This window comes from Roseovarius albus (assembly GCF_900172335.1).
In the GTDB taxonomy this organism is placed as follows: Bacteria; Pseudomonadota; Alphaproteobacteria; order Rhodobacterales; family Rhodobacteraceae; genus Roseovarius; species Roseovarius albus.
The window spans coordinates 140,453-155,547 of record NZ_FWFX01000005.1 but is presented as its reverse complement, the minus strand read 5'-3'; the positions used below and the strand labels follow the sequence as shown (position 1 = coordinate 155,547).

11 protein-coding genes are annotated in these 15,095 nt (G+C 53.8%); 6 read left to right on the top strand and 5 right to left on the bottom strand.

Annotation, left to right across the window (positions count from 1 at the left end):
* Positions 1-30 precede the first annotated feature (30 nt).
* Positions 31-900, top strand: a complete 870-nt coding sequence (ttcA, locus tag ROA7450_RS09660) for a tRNA 2-thiocytidine(32) synthetase TtcA (RefSeq protein WP_085805502.1) — start codon at positions 31-33, stop codon at positions 898-900.
* A gap of 19 nt (positions 901-919) precedes the next feature.
* On the opposite strand, the gene ROA7450_RS09655 is transcribed toward ttcA, so the two are convergent.
* Both ROA7450_RS09655 and ROA7450_RS09650 read right to left on the bottom strand, forming a co-directional pair.
* Positions 920-1,666 (bottom strand): hypothetical protein, encoded by a 747-nt coding sequence (locus tag ROA7450_RS09655; RefSeq protein ID WP_085805501.1) that lies wholly within the window; start codon positions 1,664-1,666, stop codon positions 920-922.
* Positions 1,667-1,737: 71 nt separating this feature from the next.
* Positions 1,738-2,586: a M15 family metallopeptidase gene (locus tag ROA7450_RS09650; protein WP_085805500.1), complete on the bottom strand. Its 849-nt coding sequence runs from the start codon at positions 2,584-2,586 to the stop codon at positions 1,738-1,740.
* Between the two features lie 259 nt (positions 2,587-2,845).
* Between ROA7450_RS09650 and ROA7450_RS09645 the strand changes: the two genes are divergently transcribed.
* Genes ROA7450_RS09645 through ROA7450_RS09635 form a run of 3 tightly spaced genes read left to right on the top strand, consistent with a single transcriptional unit; the run spans position 2,846 to position 4,993 of the window.
* The gene (locus ROA7450_RS09645) at positions 2,846-3,214 is read left to right on the top strand and encodes an alanine:cation symporter family protein (RefSeq protein ID WP_085805499.1); all 369 of its coding nucleotides are present in this window, start codon (positions 2,846-2,848) and stop codon (positions 3,212-3,214) included.
* A 5-nt stretch (positions 3,215-3,219) separates the two neighbouring features.
* A complete protein-coding gene (locus ROA7450_RS09640) occupies positions 3,220-4,173 on the top strand; it encodes a glutaminase (protein WP_085805498.1) in 954 nt (317 codons plus the stop codon).
* A 40-nt stretch (positions 4,174-4,213) separates the two neighbouring features.
* On the top strand, positions 4,214-4,993 hold the full coding sequence (locus ROA7450_RS09635) for an HpcH/HpaI aldolase family protein (RefSeq protein ID WP_085805497.1): 780 nt from the start codon (positions 4,214-4,216) through the stop codon (positions 4,991-4,993).
* 8 nt (positions 4,994-5,001) lie between these two features.
* Here ROA7450_RS09635 and ROA7450_RS09630 read toward each other — a convergent pair whose 3' ends face one another.
* Both ROA7450_RS09630 and mutS read right to left on the bottom strand, forming a co-directional pair.
* Positions 5,002-6,966: a CocE/NonD family hydrolase gene (locus ROA7450_RS09630; RefSeq protein ID WP_085805496.1), complete on the bottom strand. Its 1,965-nt coding sequence runs from the start codon at positions 6,964-6,966 to the stop codon at positions 5,002-5,004.
* The gene (gene mutS / locus ROA7450_RS09625) at positions 6,956-9,574 is read right to left on the bottom strand and encodes a DNA mismatch repair protein MutS (RefSeq protein ID WP_085805495.1); all 2,619 of its coding nucleotides are present in this window, start codon (positions 9,572-9,574) and stop codon (positions 6,956-6,958) included. The genes ROA7450_RS09630 and mutS overlap by 11 nt, the downstream gene beginning before the upstream one ends.
* Positions 9,575-9,738: 164 nt before the next feature.
* Here mutS and ROA7450_RS09620 point away from each other — a divergent pair, with 164 nt between their 5' ends.
* Positions 9,739-11,994: an NADP-dependent malic enzyme gene (locus tag ROA7450_RS09620; RefSeq protein WP_085805494.1), complete on the top strand. Its 2,256-nt coding sequence runs from the start codon at positions 9,739-9,741 to the stop codon at positions 11,992-11,994.
* A 62-nt stretch (positions 11,995-12,056) separates the two neighbouring features.
* Here ROA7450_RS09620 and ROA7450_RS09615 read toward each other — a convergent pair whose 3' ends face one another.
* Entirely contained in the window at positions 12,057-14,108 is a 2,052-nt protein-coding gene (locus tag ROA7450_RS09615) for an ASKHA domain-containing protein (protein ID WP_085805493.1), read from the bottom strand.
* Positions 14,109-14,454: 346 nt separating this feature from the next.
* Here ROA7450_RS09615 and rpsD point away from each other — a divergent pair, with 346 nt between their 5' ends.
* Entirely contained in the window at positions 14,455-15,075 is a 621-nt protein-coding gene (gene rpsD / locus ROA7450_RS09610) for a 30S ribosomal protein S4 (protein WP_085805492.1), read from the top strand.
* The last annotated feature ends 20 nt before the right edge of the window (positions 15,076-15,095 follow it).

The window sequence follows — 15,095 nt, the reverse complement described above, 5'->3', positions numbered from 1 at the left end:
TGTAAGGTCATTAGTGTCTAAAGGCAGCCCATGCTGGATGATGCCGACGATATTCATGCGCTCTTTGCTGGTGCGCCCAAGACAACCGAATTCCGCAAGCTGCGCAAACGGATCGTGCGCCAGACGCGGGAGGCGATTGATCAATATGGCATGATCGAAAAGGGCGCGCGCTGGCTGGTCTGCCTGTCGGGCGGCAAGGACAGTTACACGCTTTTGGCCGTTCTGCATGAATTACAATGGCGCGGGCTTCTCCCGGTTGATATTCTCGCCTGCAACCTTGATCAGGGTCAGCCCGGCTTCCCGGCCACCGTACTACCTGAATTTCTGGAAAAAATGGGCGTCCCGCACCGGATCGAATATCAAGATACCTATTCGGTCGTGATGGACAAAGTCCCTGAGGGGCGCACCTTCTGCGCCCTCTGCTCCCGTCTCAGACGCGGCAATCTCTACCGCATCGCCCGCGAGGAAGGTTGCTCTGCCGTGGTTCTTGGTCACCACCGCGATGACATTTTAGAGACGTTCTTCATGAACCTCTTCCACGGCGGGCGTTTGGCCACTATGCCGCCAAAACTGGTGAATGAAGAGGGCGACCTGTTTGTTTATCGGCCCCTGTCCTTCGTCGCCGAAGCAGACTGCGAAAAATTCGCCACCGGCATGAACTACCCAATCATCCCCTGCGACCTTTGTGGGTCACAAGACGGTCTGCAACGCCAGCAGGTCAAACAGATCCTTGATGGATGGGAGGCCAACCGCCCTGGCCGTCGTCAGGTCATGTTCCGCTCGCTGATGAACGCGCGGCCCTCGCATCTGCTTGATCCTAAGCTCTTCGATTTCGCCGGTCTGGCACTAGGCGAAAAATCTGCTGATCTCTTCACCGACGGATTGCCAAAGCTACGTTAGTCATTGATGGCCCTCAGGCCTAGAGTTCGGCCTCGAAACCTTCGGCGATCTCTTTGATTTCTCTCCATTTATTTAGTCCGTTTATGCATCGCCGTGCATTTTTGTAATCCGTGCGCGACTCGTTGATGTAATCGGTGATCTTTCGCCCTGTAAACCCCCCCATCTTGAACCCGTGAACCAACACCATCAGTGCAATTTTTGGATCCATGGCCAGATCAGGATCGCCAACCAATGGCTCCCTCATGATATGATAATATTTTTGATAATTGCTTCGCCAAGTAAGCTGGACATACCCACGTCCATAATAAGGATAGTAACGAAAGTTATTTCTTCGCCAGGCCTCGCTCTTCCAATAGGCTTCTCGAACGGGTTCAAATGTATGGTTTGTTTCCCATTTCGTAGTCGCAAGAACATAGGCAATTTGCGTTTTCAGACCTATGCCAAGGTTCTCACACACTGCAGCAATGGCTGACTTTGTTTTTTCTTCAGAAGAAACATCCGAATTTAAAATATTCTGCGTTTTCTCTATATTGTGAATGGCAAGGTCCTTGGCACCCGTTGTTACGGTCGAAACATCAGATTCACCAATATCGACCTTATATTCTGCAAAGGCGCTTCTTGTATTTGGTCCAATCAAACCATCAACCTTTGAGATCGGGTATGTCATCCATGACAAAGAACGCTGCAAGTTTTTCAACTGCGTTTGCCCAATGTCATTGATGTTTGAGCCAGAGGAAATGTCATTCAATGTGTGGGGGTCGAACATATTGTTCTCCAATAAAGTAAAAAATTAAAGAAAGTGGGTTTTCTGAATAGGTCGGACACCAAAACTGCTTGTCAAAGCTCCGCGATTTCAAAGTGCATCCCATCTTTGTTGCCAAAATGGCCGCCCCAGTAAAATCCTTCCTCATTTGCAATCCGGACCAACTCCCGCAAACAACCACGTGCACCGATAATGGCGTCCGGTCGGCCAATCCAATTTTCCTGCGAATTGATATCGAATGCCGAACCCCATGAATGGTTTGAAAGGTTGGCTCGCACCGGATTAATTGTGCCTCGTTTCAGTCGTGGATTAAAGCAGCCCACATAGTACAATACTCGGTTTACCAAACCCGCCGTTTCCCATGCTGAAAACAAAGCAAGAATTCTTGGCGCAGCAAGACGGTGACACCGAATTTCACCGTTGACCATAAGGCGCGGCGATGAGCTTTGCCGGTCAACCATTCCCAAAAGTTGTGGTATCTGAAACCTTCCAATGTTGTCCGCCACCCAGTTATTTAAAATCCTAATTCTTTGTGGGTTGCCGTTGGATGGCGCATATTCGTATTGGAATTCACCAAACAATTGATCTGAAACTTGCTGAGTAGGGCGAGGTAAGTTTGTCGGCTTGCTCGGAAATCTCAAGGCCTCCTGAATTTCGGCTGACGTGCGTGGAATGGGCTCTTCGAAACTGGTATTTTCGTATCCCCAGGCAACCGCCGCAATCGCACTGTTGTGTCCAAACAAGCCGTCCACAAGCAACCCTTCGCGTTGCTGGAATTGCTCCACCGCTGCGTGAGTTGCAGGCCCAAAGTCCCCGTCTGCACCGAACTGCAAGTGTATGCCTTGGCTTATGAGGAATTTTTGCAGTCGCAGCACGTCACTGCCAATGTGGCCTCGTTTCAAAGTATAGAAAAATTTAGGCATAGAAATCTCCTGGACAACATATCTTGAAGTAGAAATTTATAAAATATCACACTTAAAAGTAGGCACATCCTAACACACCACGCCTATTTTCCAAAATTTGCATCAACCAAAATTTGAAGGTCCTCAATCATCAGAGCAACCGGGTCGAACATCGGCAATTTTTCTCAAGGCATTAACCCCCAAGCTTTTTCCGGACAAAATTGATGTCGCAATATCAACGGGCTTATGCTTTCTTGAATTCATAAGAACGAGGGATGTTATGACCAGCTTGATTGACGGCCTGAACGGCATTCTGTGGAACTACGTCCTGATTTACGGATTGTTGGGGGCAGGGGCCTTTTTCACGCTCAGGCTGGGGGCTATTCAATTCCTGCATATCGGCGAAATGATCCGCGTCATCACCTCGGGCCGTACCACGGTTGAACGGGGTATTTCCCCGTTTCGGGCCCTGACTGTCAGCCACGCCTCGCGCGTTGGCACCCTCATTGCCGTGCTGCTATTGTCAAAAACCGTGATCAAGCTGACCAAGGACTACTTTGATCAACGCCGCGCCGGACAAAAGCCAAAATTCGCCGCCAAGGATTTCCCTGAATTCGGCGACGGCATCGATCATTCGGTCTGGAAGTAACCCTCATGGATCTTCAAGCCATTGCAAATGACATCGTCAGCCGGATGGAAAGCGAATCCGACCGCGGCAAAGTCGCCAACTATATCCCGGAACTGGCGCATGTAGATTTGAACAAGTTCGGCATTGCCATCGCGCCTATTGAGGGTGAAGTGGTCACCGCAGGCGACGCTGATATCCCGTTTTCGATCCAGAGTATTTCTAAACTCTTTGCTCTGACCCTCGCCCTCAAACGAGTCGGCGCCACGCTCTGGCAACGGGTCGGGCGTGAACCTTCTGGCACGGCCTTCAACTCTATCATCCAACTCGAAAATGAACGGGGCATTCCCCGCAATCCCTTCATAAACCCCGGTGCAATAGTTGTCTCGGACGTGCTGCTTGAAGGACGGCAACCCGATGAAGCCCTCGAAGACGTCCTTGGCCTGTGCCGCCGCCTGTCCAACGATGAAACCGTCTATGTCGACGACAAAGTCGCCGCCTCGGAAACTCTGACAGGCGACCGCAACCGCGCGCTGGCCAACTTCATGAAGGCCGAGGGCAACCTGCGCGAACCGGTCGACAGGGTGCTCGAGGTCTATTTCCAGCAATGCGCCATCGCCATGAGCTGCCGCCAACTGGCCACCGCCGGACGGTACCTGTGCGCTGCTGGCCAGCCTGCGGGTGGCGAAGACTCAACTGTCACCCCCGAACGTGCCCGGCGCTTGAATTCCCTGATGATGACCTGTGGTCTCTACGATGCCTCGGGCGAATTTGCCTTCCGCATCGGAATCCCCGCCAAAAGCGGTGTAGGTGGCGGGGTTCTGGGCATCATCCCCGGCGTGGCCTCTGTTGCGGCGTGGTGCCCGGGGCTGGACCGCAACGGCAACTCCCGATTGGCGATTGAGGCTTTCGAGGAATTGGTCCGCGCAACCGGTTGGTCTGTCTTCGGCCCATTGGTTCCACCGCGCCGCTCACAAACCTAATGCCAGGCAGTCTTCACTAACTCGATAGATCGGAATCGCAATGCCCGCCCCGACCAACACACTCAAAGCCGCCCTGAAACGCGGCGAAACTCAAATTGGCTGTTGGGCCAGCCTCGCTGACCCTTACGCGACGGAAGTACTCTCAACCGCCGACTTCGATTGGATCCTGATAGACGTTGAACATTCGCCAAATGACCTGCGCACCATCATGCGGCAGCTTCAGGTGTTGGAAGGCAAGCGCGCAAATGCCGTGGTGCGCCTGCCGATGGGCGAAGACTGGCTGATCAAGCAGGTTTTGGACATCGGCGCGCAGTCGCTACTGATCCCAATGGTCGAATCCGCCGATCAGGCCCGCGACCTTGTCCGTGCCACACGCTATCCGCCAAATGGTATCCGAGGATCTGGCGCGGCCATTGCGCGGGCATCGATGTTCAACACGCATGACAATTACATCAAAACCGCCGATGCCGAAATTTGCCTGATTGTTCAGGTCGAATCCCGCGCAGGTTTGACTGTTTTGGATGATATTCTGGCCACCGAAGGCATCGACGGTATCTTCATCGGCCCTTCAGATCTCGCCGTTGATATGGGTTATCATGGCGACACGTCCCAACCCGAGGTGCGCGACGCTATCAAAGATGCGTTGGAACGCATATCTGCAACCGGAAAAGCGGCTGGCATCATCTCGATGAACGACAAGGACGCACAGGAATACGCAGAGTGGGGCGCTAATCTTCTGGCCGTCGGGGCGGACATCCTGATGCTCGCCACCGCCGCCCGTAATGCCATGGCTCTCTGGCGCCCTCGAACCGACAGATAATCAGAACTCTATCGCGGAATTGACGCCGACCAGGACTTCTCATGCACCTGACTGTCATTTTCCCAAGCGGTCAGGCTTTGCTCCACCTCGAAGGTATCCTTCAGCCCGCGCATAGTGGCGACCACTTTGGTACACGCCTCCCAATCGTCACGCTTCATCGACCGGTTCCAGACCATCTCAACCTTAGCGCTCGCCGGGTAATCGCGTTTTATGCTCCAGCGCTCGGTTAGCGCACTTTCTGTGATCAACCCTGAGACCTCATCCAATTGACGCCCGTGATCCCCGGAAATTTCCAAGACAATTTCACCGGTTTGCGGATCTTCACTCCACGTCTTGGATTCAGCACCCTCGCGCAAGTATTTGGAGGGCCGAGTTTTGTACGAAACAGGGGGTGAGAACGTACAACTTGTACAAAATTCCTGGCTTACGCCGGGCAACGTCAAACTCCCTTCTGTCAGGGTCAAAGTGAAACTATCCCCCTCCGGCCAAGCAAAGGGCCAATAGCTCCCGCTGATGGCCAACCGCAATTTATGCCCCTTGGGAACGCGGTAGGCGGTTTGATCCAACGACAGGTTTACATCAATCTCTTGCCCCGGATTCAGAGTCTGTTTCGCCTCAAAACTCTCGAAATTACGCAAATCCAGCATGCCAAGTGAGATCAACATGCTGCTGCCATCTGGCCGCACATCGCACAGCCGCGCAACCACTTGCCCGCGCGGTTTGTCAGACGAAAGCCTCAGCGTAACCATAGGAGAACCAATGATAATTTGTTCTTCGTTCAGCGACTCACTGTCAAAACACGCCGACAGTTCATCATCCATACGTTGATCATCTGGTAATTCACCCGGACCAAAGCCAAAGGGAAAAAACTCCCCGCTTGCCCGCCCACAGGAGATGTCAGTATTTACTTTAATTTCAAAGGCTTCGCCTCGACCAAGTGTATTTCGGCCAAGAGCAAAAACAGCATTTTTCTTGGGTGTCAAATTCCAATCCTGCACGGCAAACCAATCACCGGGTCGCTCCGCAAGCGATGGATCCGGAGCGACACTGTCCATAACATATGCACGATAGGATGGATCGTTCTCCGCACCATTACCAATATTTTTCAACCACTTATCCCACCAACGCAGGGCAAGATTTTGATAGTCAATCGACGGTTCAATCGTGCTGATATGCGGATACTTATGGCTCCACGGCCCCATGATCCCCTGAACCGGACACTTTAGATTCTCGACCATGCCCAGAATCGCATTGCGATACCCGTCATGCTGCCCACCGATCACCAGAACAGCCGCCTTCAGATCATCAAAGGTTTCACATATTGACCCGTGTTTCCAATAGCCATCACGATCCGCATGGCGCATCCAGCGCTCAGCTAAGAATGGTGTGTTTTCAAGTTGCTGTAACCACAACTCCCGTGCCTTACCTTGACCCAACAACGCCGCATCAGGTGGCATAGACAACCATGACATCGCGGTTGCGGCCCAGCCAATATTCTCCCCTAACTGAATGCCACCCTTGTAATGAATGTCATCATTGTAACGATCTACTGACGTGCCAATACTGATCACTGCCTTCAGGGCCTCGGGTGCGCGGGCCGCCAGCTGTACGCCATTGAACCCACCCCAGGAAATCCCCTGAATCCCGACACTTCCGTTGCACCAGCTCTGACTGGCAATCCAGTTGATCACCTCAACTCCGTCACTCAACTCCTGTTCGGAATATTCATCATCGTAGAGCCCCTCGCTGTCTCCTGTTCCACGGCGGTCCACACGCAAACAGGCATAGCCATTGCTGGCAAACCATGGGTGCATCGTGTCATCTCGTGCAGCGGTGCCATCGGATTTTCGATAAGGCAAATACTCCAATATGGCCGGAACAGTGTCTGTTATTGCCTCATCTGGCAACCAAAGCTTGGCCGACAGCCGCGTACCATCAGACAGAACGATGCCTTGATCCGGGTCAATCTTCATCGCTTAATCCCTTTAGCTCGTAAATTAGGTCGAGCGCCTGCCGAGGCGTTAGTTCATCCGGCAAAATATCTGCCAATCTCTTTTCAACCCGGCTTTCCGCGGCGGGCGGAGCAGCTGGCATTGGCGGAGCAGCCGAAAATAGCGGAAGATCATCGATCAACGTATCCCGCTTGCTCCCACCTTCGCGCTCGCCCTTCTCCAGAGCATCCAACACAACGCGTGCCCGCTCGACAACAGATGCAGGCAATCCCGCCAGTTTCGCCACCTGAACCCCATAAGACCGGTCTGCCGCGCCACGTCGTACCTCGTGCAGGAATATGACATCACCGTTGTGTTCTTTGACGGAAACGGTCGCATTATCTACACGTCCTAACTTTTCACTAAGCTTGGTTAGTTCATGATAATGCGTGGCAAACAGTGCACGACACTTGTTGGCCTCGTGCAAATGCTCCAGCGTTGCCCAAGCTATAGACAGGCCATCGTAGGTCGCTGTTCCGCGCCCGATCTCATCAAGAATGACAAGCGCATGATCATCTGCTTGGTTTAGGATCGCGGCAGTTTCGACCATTTCAACCATAAAGGTCGACCGCCCGCGCGCCAGATCGTCAGACGCGCCAACGCGGCTGAAGAGCTGGCTGACAATCCCAATATGAGCTGATTGTGCTGGAACAAAGCTGCCCATTTGTGCCAATAGGGCAATCAATGCATTTTGCCGCAAGAACGTCGACTTACCTGCCATGTTTGGACCAGTCAGCAGCCAGATGTCGCTGTCGTCCCCAAGATGGCAATCATTGGCGATGAACGGCTCGCCACTTTGTGATTTCAGCGCTTGTTCCACCACCGGATGACGGCCACCTTTGATGTCCAAAGCGCGACTTTCATCAACCTTCGGCTTGCACCAGTTTTCATTGCGGGCCAATTCCCCCAGTGCCGTTGCCAAATCTATCTCTGCCAGAGCGCGTGCGGTTTGAGAAATTTCTGCTGCTTTGTTCAAAATTTCGAGGCTTAAGGCAGAATAGAGACGTTTTTCGATTTCCAGCGCTTGCCCACCCGCATTCAATATCCGCGTTTCCATCTCGGTCAATGGCAGGGTGGTAAAACGCACCTGATTAGCCGTGGTCTGGCGGTGTTTGAAGGTATCACTCAACGGTTCCGACAGCATCTTGTCGGCGTGGGTTGCTGTCACCTCGACGAAGTACCCCAGCACATTGTTGTGCTTGACTTTGAGCGACTGGATGCCTGTCAGATCGACATATTCCTGCTGCATGGCGGCAATGACAGCGCGGCCTTCATCACGCAGCTTGCGTGCTTCATCCAGTTCTTCATCATAGCCGGGCGCGATGAATCCACCATCTCGCGCCAAAAGCGGCGGCTCATCCACCAGCGCATTATCCAGCAAATCAACCAGATCATCGTGGCCCATAAGATCCTGCACCGCTGATTTCAGCAGCTCGGGCAAATCATGGCCATCGGTTGACCCAGGAAGATCACTTGCCTGAGCCAGCGCATTGCGCACCGCCGCCAAGTCGCGCGGTCCGCCACGGTCAATCGAAAGGCGTGACAGGGCGCGGTCCAGGTCTGGAACCTTGCGCAACATCCCGCGAACTCGCTCACTAAACCCAGAATTATCATAGGAAAAGGAAACGGCCTCTAATCGCGATTGGATTACCTCAATTTTCCTCGAGGGACTGGAAATTCGCCGCTCCAACAATCGGCCACCAGCCGCCGTCACTGTGCGATCCATCACCCCGATCAGCGACCCCGAACGACCGCCAGACAGGGCGTGGGTCAACTCAAGGTTCCGCCGGGTGGCCGCATCGATTTGCAAGACCCGCGCCTGCGCCTCTCGTTGAGGTGGATGCAAGAGGGGCAGCTTACCCTTCTGCGTAATCTCCAAGTATTCAACCACCGCCCCCATAGCCGCAACTTCGGCGCGGGAGAAGTTTCCGTAGGCCTCAAGCGTTCCAACCGAAAACAGATCACACAGTCGTTTTTGCCCGCCGGTGCTGTCAAAAGCCGCGCGACCTAGGGGCGACAGAGCAACGCCAAATTCATCGGCGGTTTCTGCCAGTGTCTGATCATCGCCCTCGGCTACGATCAACTCACTTGGCATCAGGCGTGCCAATTCTGGACCAAGCCGCACTTCGGGGATTACACTGACATGAAAAGCACCGGTTGAGATATCAACCCAGGCCAGCGCTGTTTCCCCGCGTACATTGGCAAAACTGGCCAGATAATTGTGGCGACGCGCCTCTAACAAGCTTTCTTCAGTCAGTGTTCCCGGCGTGACCAGACGCACAACGTCGCGCTTAACGACAGACTTCGCTCCACGCCTTTTCGCCTCGGTCGGGCTTTCAAGCTGTTCGCACACAGCGACCCGAAAACCTTTGCGGATCAATGTGAGCAAATATCCTTCGGCGGCGTGAAAAGGCACGCCACACATCGGGATATCATCTCCCTGATGCTTGCCGCGTTTGGTTAGCGCAATATCAAGCGCGACTGCCGCCTCCTCAGCATCGTGGAAAAACAGCTCATAAAAGTCACCCATGCGATAAAACAGAAGGGCATTCGGATAGCGGCTTTTGATTTCCAGATACTGCGCCATCATCGGCGTTACAGCTGATTTACCGGTTGTCACGTGGTACCCCCTGATTTGGCCATGCCAGACATTACAAACCGATGCGACCAGACGAAAGCCAAATCCGGCATTTGGTTGAGCCTTTCGCAAAGCCCGTCTATGGAAGGATAGCATATCCAAAACTGGTCAGGTCCATGTCAAAGCCCAAGTTCACCCGCGAAGAAGCCCTTGCGTTTCACATCGAGCCCACCCCGGGCAAATTCGAGATTGCTGCCACGGTCCCGATGACCACCCAGCGCGATCTGTCATTGGCCTATTCGCCGGGAGTGGCTGTGCCATGTGAGGAAATCGCCGCAAACCCAGAAACAGCTTATGACTACACCAACAAGGGTAACCTTGTAGCGGTAATTTCGAACGGAACTGCGGTTCTGGGATTGGGTAACCTAGGGGCCTTGGGATCAAAGCCGGTGATGGAAGGCAAGGCTGTTTTGTTCAAGCGCTTTGCCGATGTGAACTCCATCGATATCGAATTGGACACGGAAGACCCTGACAAGTTCATTGAGGCCGTCAAGCTGATGGGCCCGACCTTTGGTGGCATCAACCTTGAAGACATCAAAGCACCGGAATGTTTCATCATTGAACAGCGCTTAAAGGAAATCATGGACATCCCGGTGTTTCATGATGACCAACACGGTACTGCTGTTATTTGTGCGGCAGGCCTGCTCAACGCACTACATATTTCAGGTAAAAAGATCGAAGATGTCAAAATCGTCCTGAACGGCGCGGGCGCGGCAGGTATTGCCTGTATTGAATTGCTCAAATCAATGGGCGCAAAGCATGACAACTGTATCGTTTGCGATACGAAAGGCGTGATCTATCAGGGTCGCACCGAAGGTATGAACCAGTGGAAATCTGCCCACGCGATTTCAACTGAGCTGCGTACACTGGAAGAAGCCATGCAAGGAGCGGACGTATTCCTTGGTGTGTCGGTCAAGGGTGCAGTGACACAAGAAATGGTCAGCGCAATGGCCGAAAGCCCGGTGATCTTTGCCATGGCGAATCCAGACCCCGAAATTACCCCGGAAGAAGCCCATGAGGTTCGTCCAGACGCGATTATTGCCACGGGTCGGTCAGACTATCCCAACCAAGTGAATAACGTTCTGGGCTTTCCATACCTATTCCGTGGGGCACTGGATGTGCACGCCCGCGCAATCAATGACGAGATGAAGATCGCTTGCGCCCGCGCGCTGGCTGATCTGGCCCGAGCCGATGTTCCTGATGAGGTCGATATTGCCTATGGTCGAAAACTGTCGTTTGGGCGTGACTACATCATCCCAACGCCGTTTGACCCGCGTTTGATCCACACCATTCCACCAGCGGTCGCCAAGGCCTGCATGGACACCGGGGCTGCTCGTCGCCCAATTGTGGATATGGATGCCTACGAACAAACGCTGAAATCGCGGATGGACCCAACGGCGTCAATCCTGCGGTCAATCAATGCCCGCGCGCGCAATTCACAAGCGCGCATGATCTTTGCTGAAGGTGATGATCCCCGCGTCTTGCGCGCTGCCGTGCAATATCAACGCTCTGGTCTGGGCAAGGCTATCGTCATCGGTCGTGATGAAGATGTAAAAGAAAAACTCGAGGCCGCCGGATTGGGCGATGCCGTACGTGAAATTGAAATCATGAACGCGGCCAAAGCCGACCGGCTGAGCGAATACAAGGCGTTTTTGTACAAACGCCTGCGCCGCAAGGGTTTTGACCGGCATGATGTACACCGCCTAGCCGCACGTGACCGGCACGTATTTGCAGCCTTGATGCTGGCTCACGGCCATGGCGACGGGTTGGTCACAGGTGCCACTAGGAAGTCTGCCCATGTGATGGAGTTGATCAACCACGTCTTTGACGCTGATGCCGAAAGTGGTGCCGTTGGCGTCTCGGCGCTGTTGCACAAGGGCCGGATTGTTCTGATTGCCGATACGCTTGTCCACGAATGGCCAAACGAGGAAGATCTGGCCAATATCGCCGAACGCGGCGCCGAAGTAGCGCGTCACTTGGGCCTAGAGCCGCGTGTTGCCTTTGTCTCCTTCTCGGCCTTTGGCTACCCGCGGTCTGAGCGGGCAGAAAAAATGCACCGCGCACCGCAAGTTCTGGAAGAGCGTGGCGTTGACTTTGAGTTCGAGGGTGAGATGACGGTTGATGTTGCCCTCAATACTGAAGCGCAGAAAAGCTATCCGTTCCAGCGCCTGACCGGTCCGGCCAACGTATTGGTTGTACCTGCTCGCCACTCAGCATCAATCTCGGTTAAATTGATGCAGGAAATGGCAGAGGCCACAGTGATTGGCCCGATCCTGTCGGGTGTCGACAAGCCTATTCAGCTGTGTCCCACCAGCGCGACAGCAAACGACATTCTGAACATGGCTGTTTTGGCGGCATGTAAGATTGGGTAATTAGATCTAGTAACCTATGAAAAAGCCCCGTGAAGTTCACGGGGCTTTTTTGCTAGGCTAACTCAACCGCGGCGACGACGACGGCGGCGGCCGCCATCATCCCCACCGGAATCCCCTTGTGTGTTAAACGATGGGTTCGGCAGGTTGGTGATTTTTGCCAGTTCTGGGAAGGGGTCGGTTTTGTGCGGGATCGCATTGGCCGCAACAAAGTGGTCCTGAAACTTCGGCTCGATCGCGGTTTCTACCTTGGTGATTTCTCGTACAACGCGTTCGATCTCTTTCCGGGCAGCAATGTTACACAGAGCAATCCGCGCACCGGTACCGGCGGCGTTACCTGCACTCATGACTTTATCGAGTGGCACATCTGGGATCATCCCCAGCACCATGGCATGCAATGAACTGATGTGCGCCCCGAAAGCACCGGCCAGCACAACGCGATCAACCTTATCGACACCACGTTGATCCATCAACAAACGTGCCCCAGCATAAAGCGCTGATTTTGCAAGCTGAATAGCACGGATGTCACCTTGGGTGACAGTTATACGAGGGCCGCCTTCAGCGCTGGAATCATGAACCAGATAGGAATTGGTGCGCCCTTCAGGAACGCAGCGGCCGGTTCCGGTTTGCGCCTCAGACCCGATCAGGCCACTGTCATCCATCAACCCGGCAATACGCAACTCAGCTACCGCTTCGATTATGCCGGAGCCACAAATCCCGGTAATCCCGGTTGTCGCAGTCGCCTCATCAAAACCATCTTCATCCGACCAAAGTTCGCACCCAATCACGCGGAACCGCGGTTCTTTGGTTTCGGGATCAATCCTGATCGCCTCAATCGCACCGGGAGCGGCACGCTGGCCAGAACTGATCTGCGCTCCCTCAAAGGCGGGGCCGGTTGGGGAAGAGCACGCTAGAACCCGCTCTTTGTCGCCCAGCAGAATTTCGGCATTTGTGCCCACGTCCACGATCAGAGCCAGATCCTCGGATTTGCCGGGCTCCTCAGAAAGTGCAACCGCGGCACAGTCGGCACCAACGTGTCCTGCAATACAGGGCAGAATATAGGTACGAGCCCGACGGTTGATGGCAGTCAGGTCCAGATCGCGTGCTTCAAGCGACAGGCTTTCGGATGTGGCCAGCGCAAAGGGTGCCTGACCCAGTTCCACAGGATCGATACCCAACAGCAGGTGGTGCATGACCGGGTTACACACAAAGACAACTTCGACAATCAGCGCGGCGTCAATCTCGGCCTCTTTGGCGATTTCTTCGGCCAGAGTATTGATGGCATCGCGCACGGCAGCGGTCATTTCCTTGTCACCGCCCGGGTTCATCATCGAATAGCTGACCCGGCTCATCAGGTCTTCGCCAAAGCGGATCTGTGGGTTCATGATGCCGGATGAGGCTTTAACCTCTCCCGTTTCCAAATCAGTCAGGTGAGCAGCAACCGTCGTAGAGCCAAGGTCAATAGCCAAACCGTACAGGCCAGCCTCGTGCAGGCCAGGCCAAATGTCGATAACACGCGCAATGGAGTCATCATGTGCCTTGTTCAGCGCGACGGTGACTTGAAACTTGCCTTTGCGCAATACCGGCTGAAGTTTTGACAGCAAAGTCACGTCAGCCGTGATGCTTTCAATTTCCCACTGATCACGTAGGGCACGCTCCAGCCGCTCCAGATCGCCGGTGGGTTCGTGCATATCGGGCTCGTCCACCTCGACAAAAAACAGACGTGTGGCCGGATCCATCTGGATTGCGCGAGCCGACGCCGCCTTGCGCACCACCTGTTTGTGGACCTGGCTTTCAGGCGGAACATCGATAACGATATCGCCCTGAACTGTTGCCTGGCACCCCAGACGGCGACCGGGTTTCAATCCACGTTTGTCATCATAGCGCTGCTCAACCGCGTTCCATTCAGACAGCGCGTCATCCGCAACAGTCACACCGTGTTTGGGAAATTCACCATAGCTGGGTGTGATCTGGCATTTTGAGCAGATCCCGCGCCCACCACAAACCGAATCGAGATCTACACCCAATTGCCGGGCCGCAGTCAGAACTGGAGTACCAACAGGAAAGTGACCGCGTTTACCAGATGGGGTAAAGACGACGAGAGGATCGGTGCTCATGATAATGGCCCTTGGCTTTTGTTGCGCGCTAGCGCAATAAATACGCGCCCGATCGGATAAGTGAAGGCTGCAAACCGGCAATATTTGTCATGCCCGCGTCATAAGCGCACATACGCAGGGGGCCTATCTAGAATATTCCTTGATAATCGAGACATATTTGCACCAAGCAACACCTCAATTTTTAACAATGAAAATGGGGGCGAAGCGTCGCTTGACTCTGCTCAAAACCCCTGTATAAGCGCGCTTTCATTGGTGTTGGTGGACCTCGCAAGAGGAACCCTGTCACTTCGGCAAAATCCGAAGAGAGGACAACGCCCTTCGAAACCTAAACGAAGGAGATCAGCAGATGACAAAAAGAACTGCTGCCAAATACAAAATTGACCGCCGGATGGGCGAAAACATCTGGGGTCGTCCAAAATCACCAGTAAACCGTCGTGAATATGGCCCCGGCCAGCACGGTCAGCGCCGCAAGGGTAAACTGTCTGACTTTGGTCTGCAGCTGCGCGCCAAGCAGAAACTGAAAGGCTACTATGGCGACCTGACAGAGAAGCAATTCCGTCGCGTTTACAAAGAAGCCGAGCGTGTCAAAGGCGATACAGGTGAAAACCTGATCGGTCTGCTGGAGCGTCGTCTGGACGCGGTTGTTTACCGCGCCAAATTCGTTGCAACCATGTTTGCCGCGCGCCAGTTTGTGAACCACGGCCACGTCAAAGTAAACGGTCAGCGCGTCAACATCCCTTCTTACCGTGTTAAAGAAGGTGATGTGATTGAAGTGCGTGATCGCTCCAAGCAACTGGCTGTTCTGCTGGAAGCCGTTCAACTGGCTGAGCGCGACGTTCCTGACTACATCGAAACCGATCATTCTAAAATGACCGCAACATTCGTTCGTACACCTGGTCTGGCCGACGTGCCTTATCCAGTGATCATGGAACCGAACCTCGTCATCGAATTCTACGCGCAGAACTAAGCATCTCGCTATTTCTGCCA

Bases quoted from the DNA above. Each gene is read 5' to 3' on its own strand.
- rpsD (WP_085805492.1), top strand. From the start codon at position 14,455: ATGACAAAAAGAACTGCTGCCAAATACAAAATTGACCGCCGGATGGGC.
- ROA7450_RS09620 (WP_085805494.1), top strand. From the start codon at position 9,739: ATGTCAAAGCCCAAGTTCACCCGCGAAGAAGCCCTTGCGTTTCACATC.
- ROA7450_RS09655 (WP_085805501.1), bottom strand. From the start codon at position 1,666: ATGTTCGACCCCCACACATTGAATGACATTTCCTCTGGCTCAAACATC.
- mutS (WP_085805495.1), bottom strand. From the start codon at position 9,574: ATGATGGCGCAGTATCTGGAAATCAAAAGCCGCTATCCGAATGCCCTT.
- ROA7450_RS09630 (WP_085805496.1), bottom strand. From the start codon at position 6,966: ATGAAGATTGACCCGGATCAAGGCATCGTTCTGTCTGATGGTACGCGG.
- ROA7450_RS09650 (WP_085805500.1), bottom strand. From the start codon at position 2,586: ATGCCTAAATTTTTCTATACTTTGAAACGAGGCCACATTGGCAGTGAC.
- ROA7450_RS09635 (WP_085805497.1), top strand. From the start codon at position 4,214: ATGCCCGCCCCGACCAACACACTCAAAGCCGCCCTGAAACGCGGCGAA.
- ROA7450_RS09615 (WP_085805493.1), bottom strand. From the start codon at position 14,108: ATGAGCACCGATCCTCTCGTCGTCTTTACCCCATCTGGTAAACGCGGT.
- ttcA (WP_085805502.1), top strand. From the start codon at position 31: ATGCTGGATGATGCCGACGATATTCATGCGCTCTTTGCTGGTGCGCCC.
- ROA7450_RS09640 (WP_085805498.1), top strand. From the start codon at position 3,220: ATGGATCTTCAAGCCATTGCAAATGACATCGTCAGCCGGATGGAAAGC.
- ROA7450_RS09645 (WP_085805499.1), top strand. From the start codon at position 2,846: ATGACCAGCTTGATTGACGGCCTGAACGGCATTCTGTGGAACTACGTC.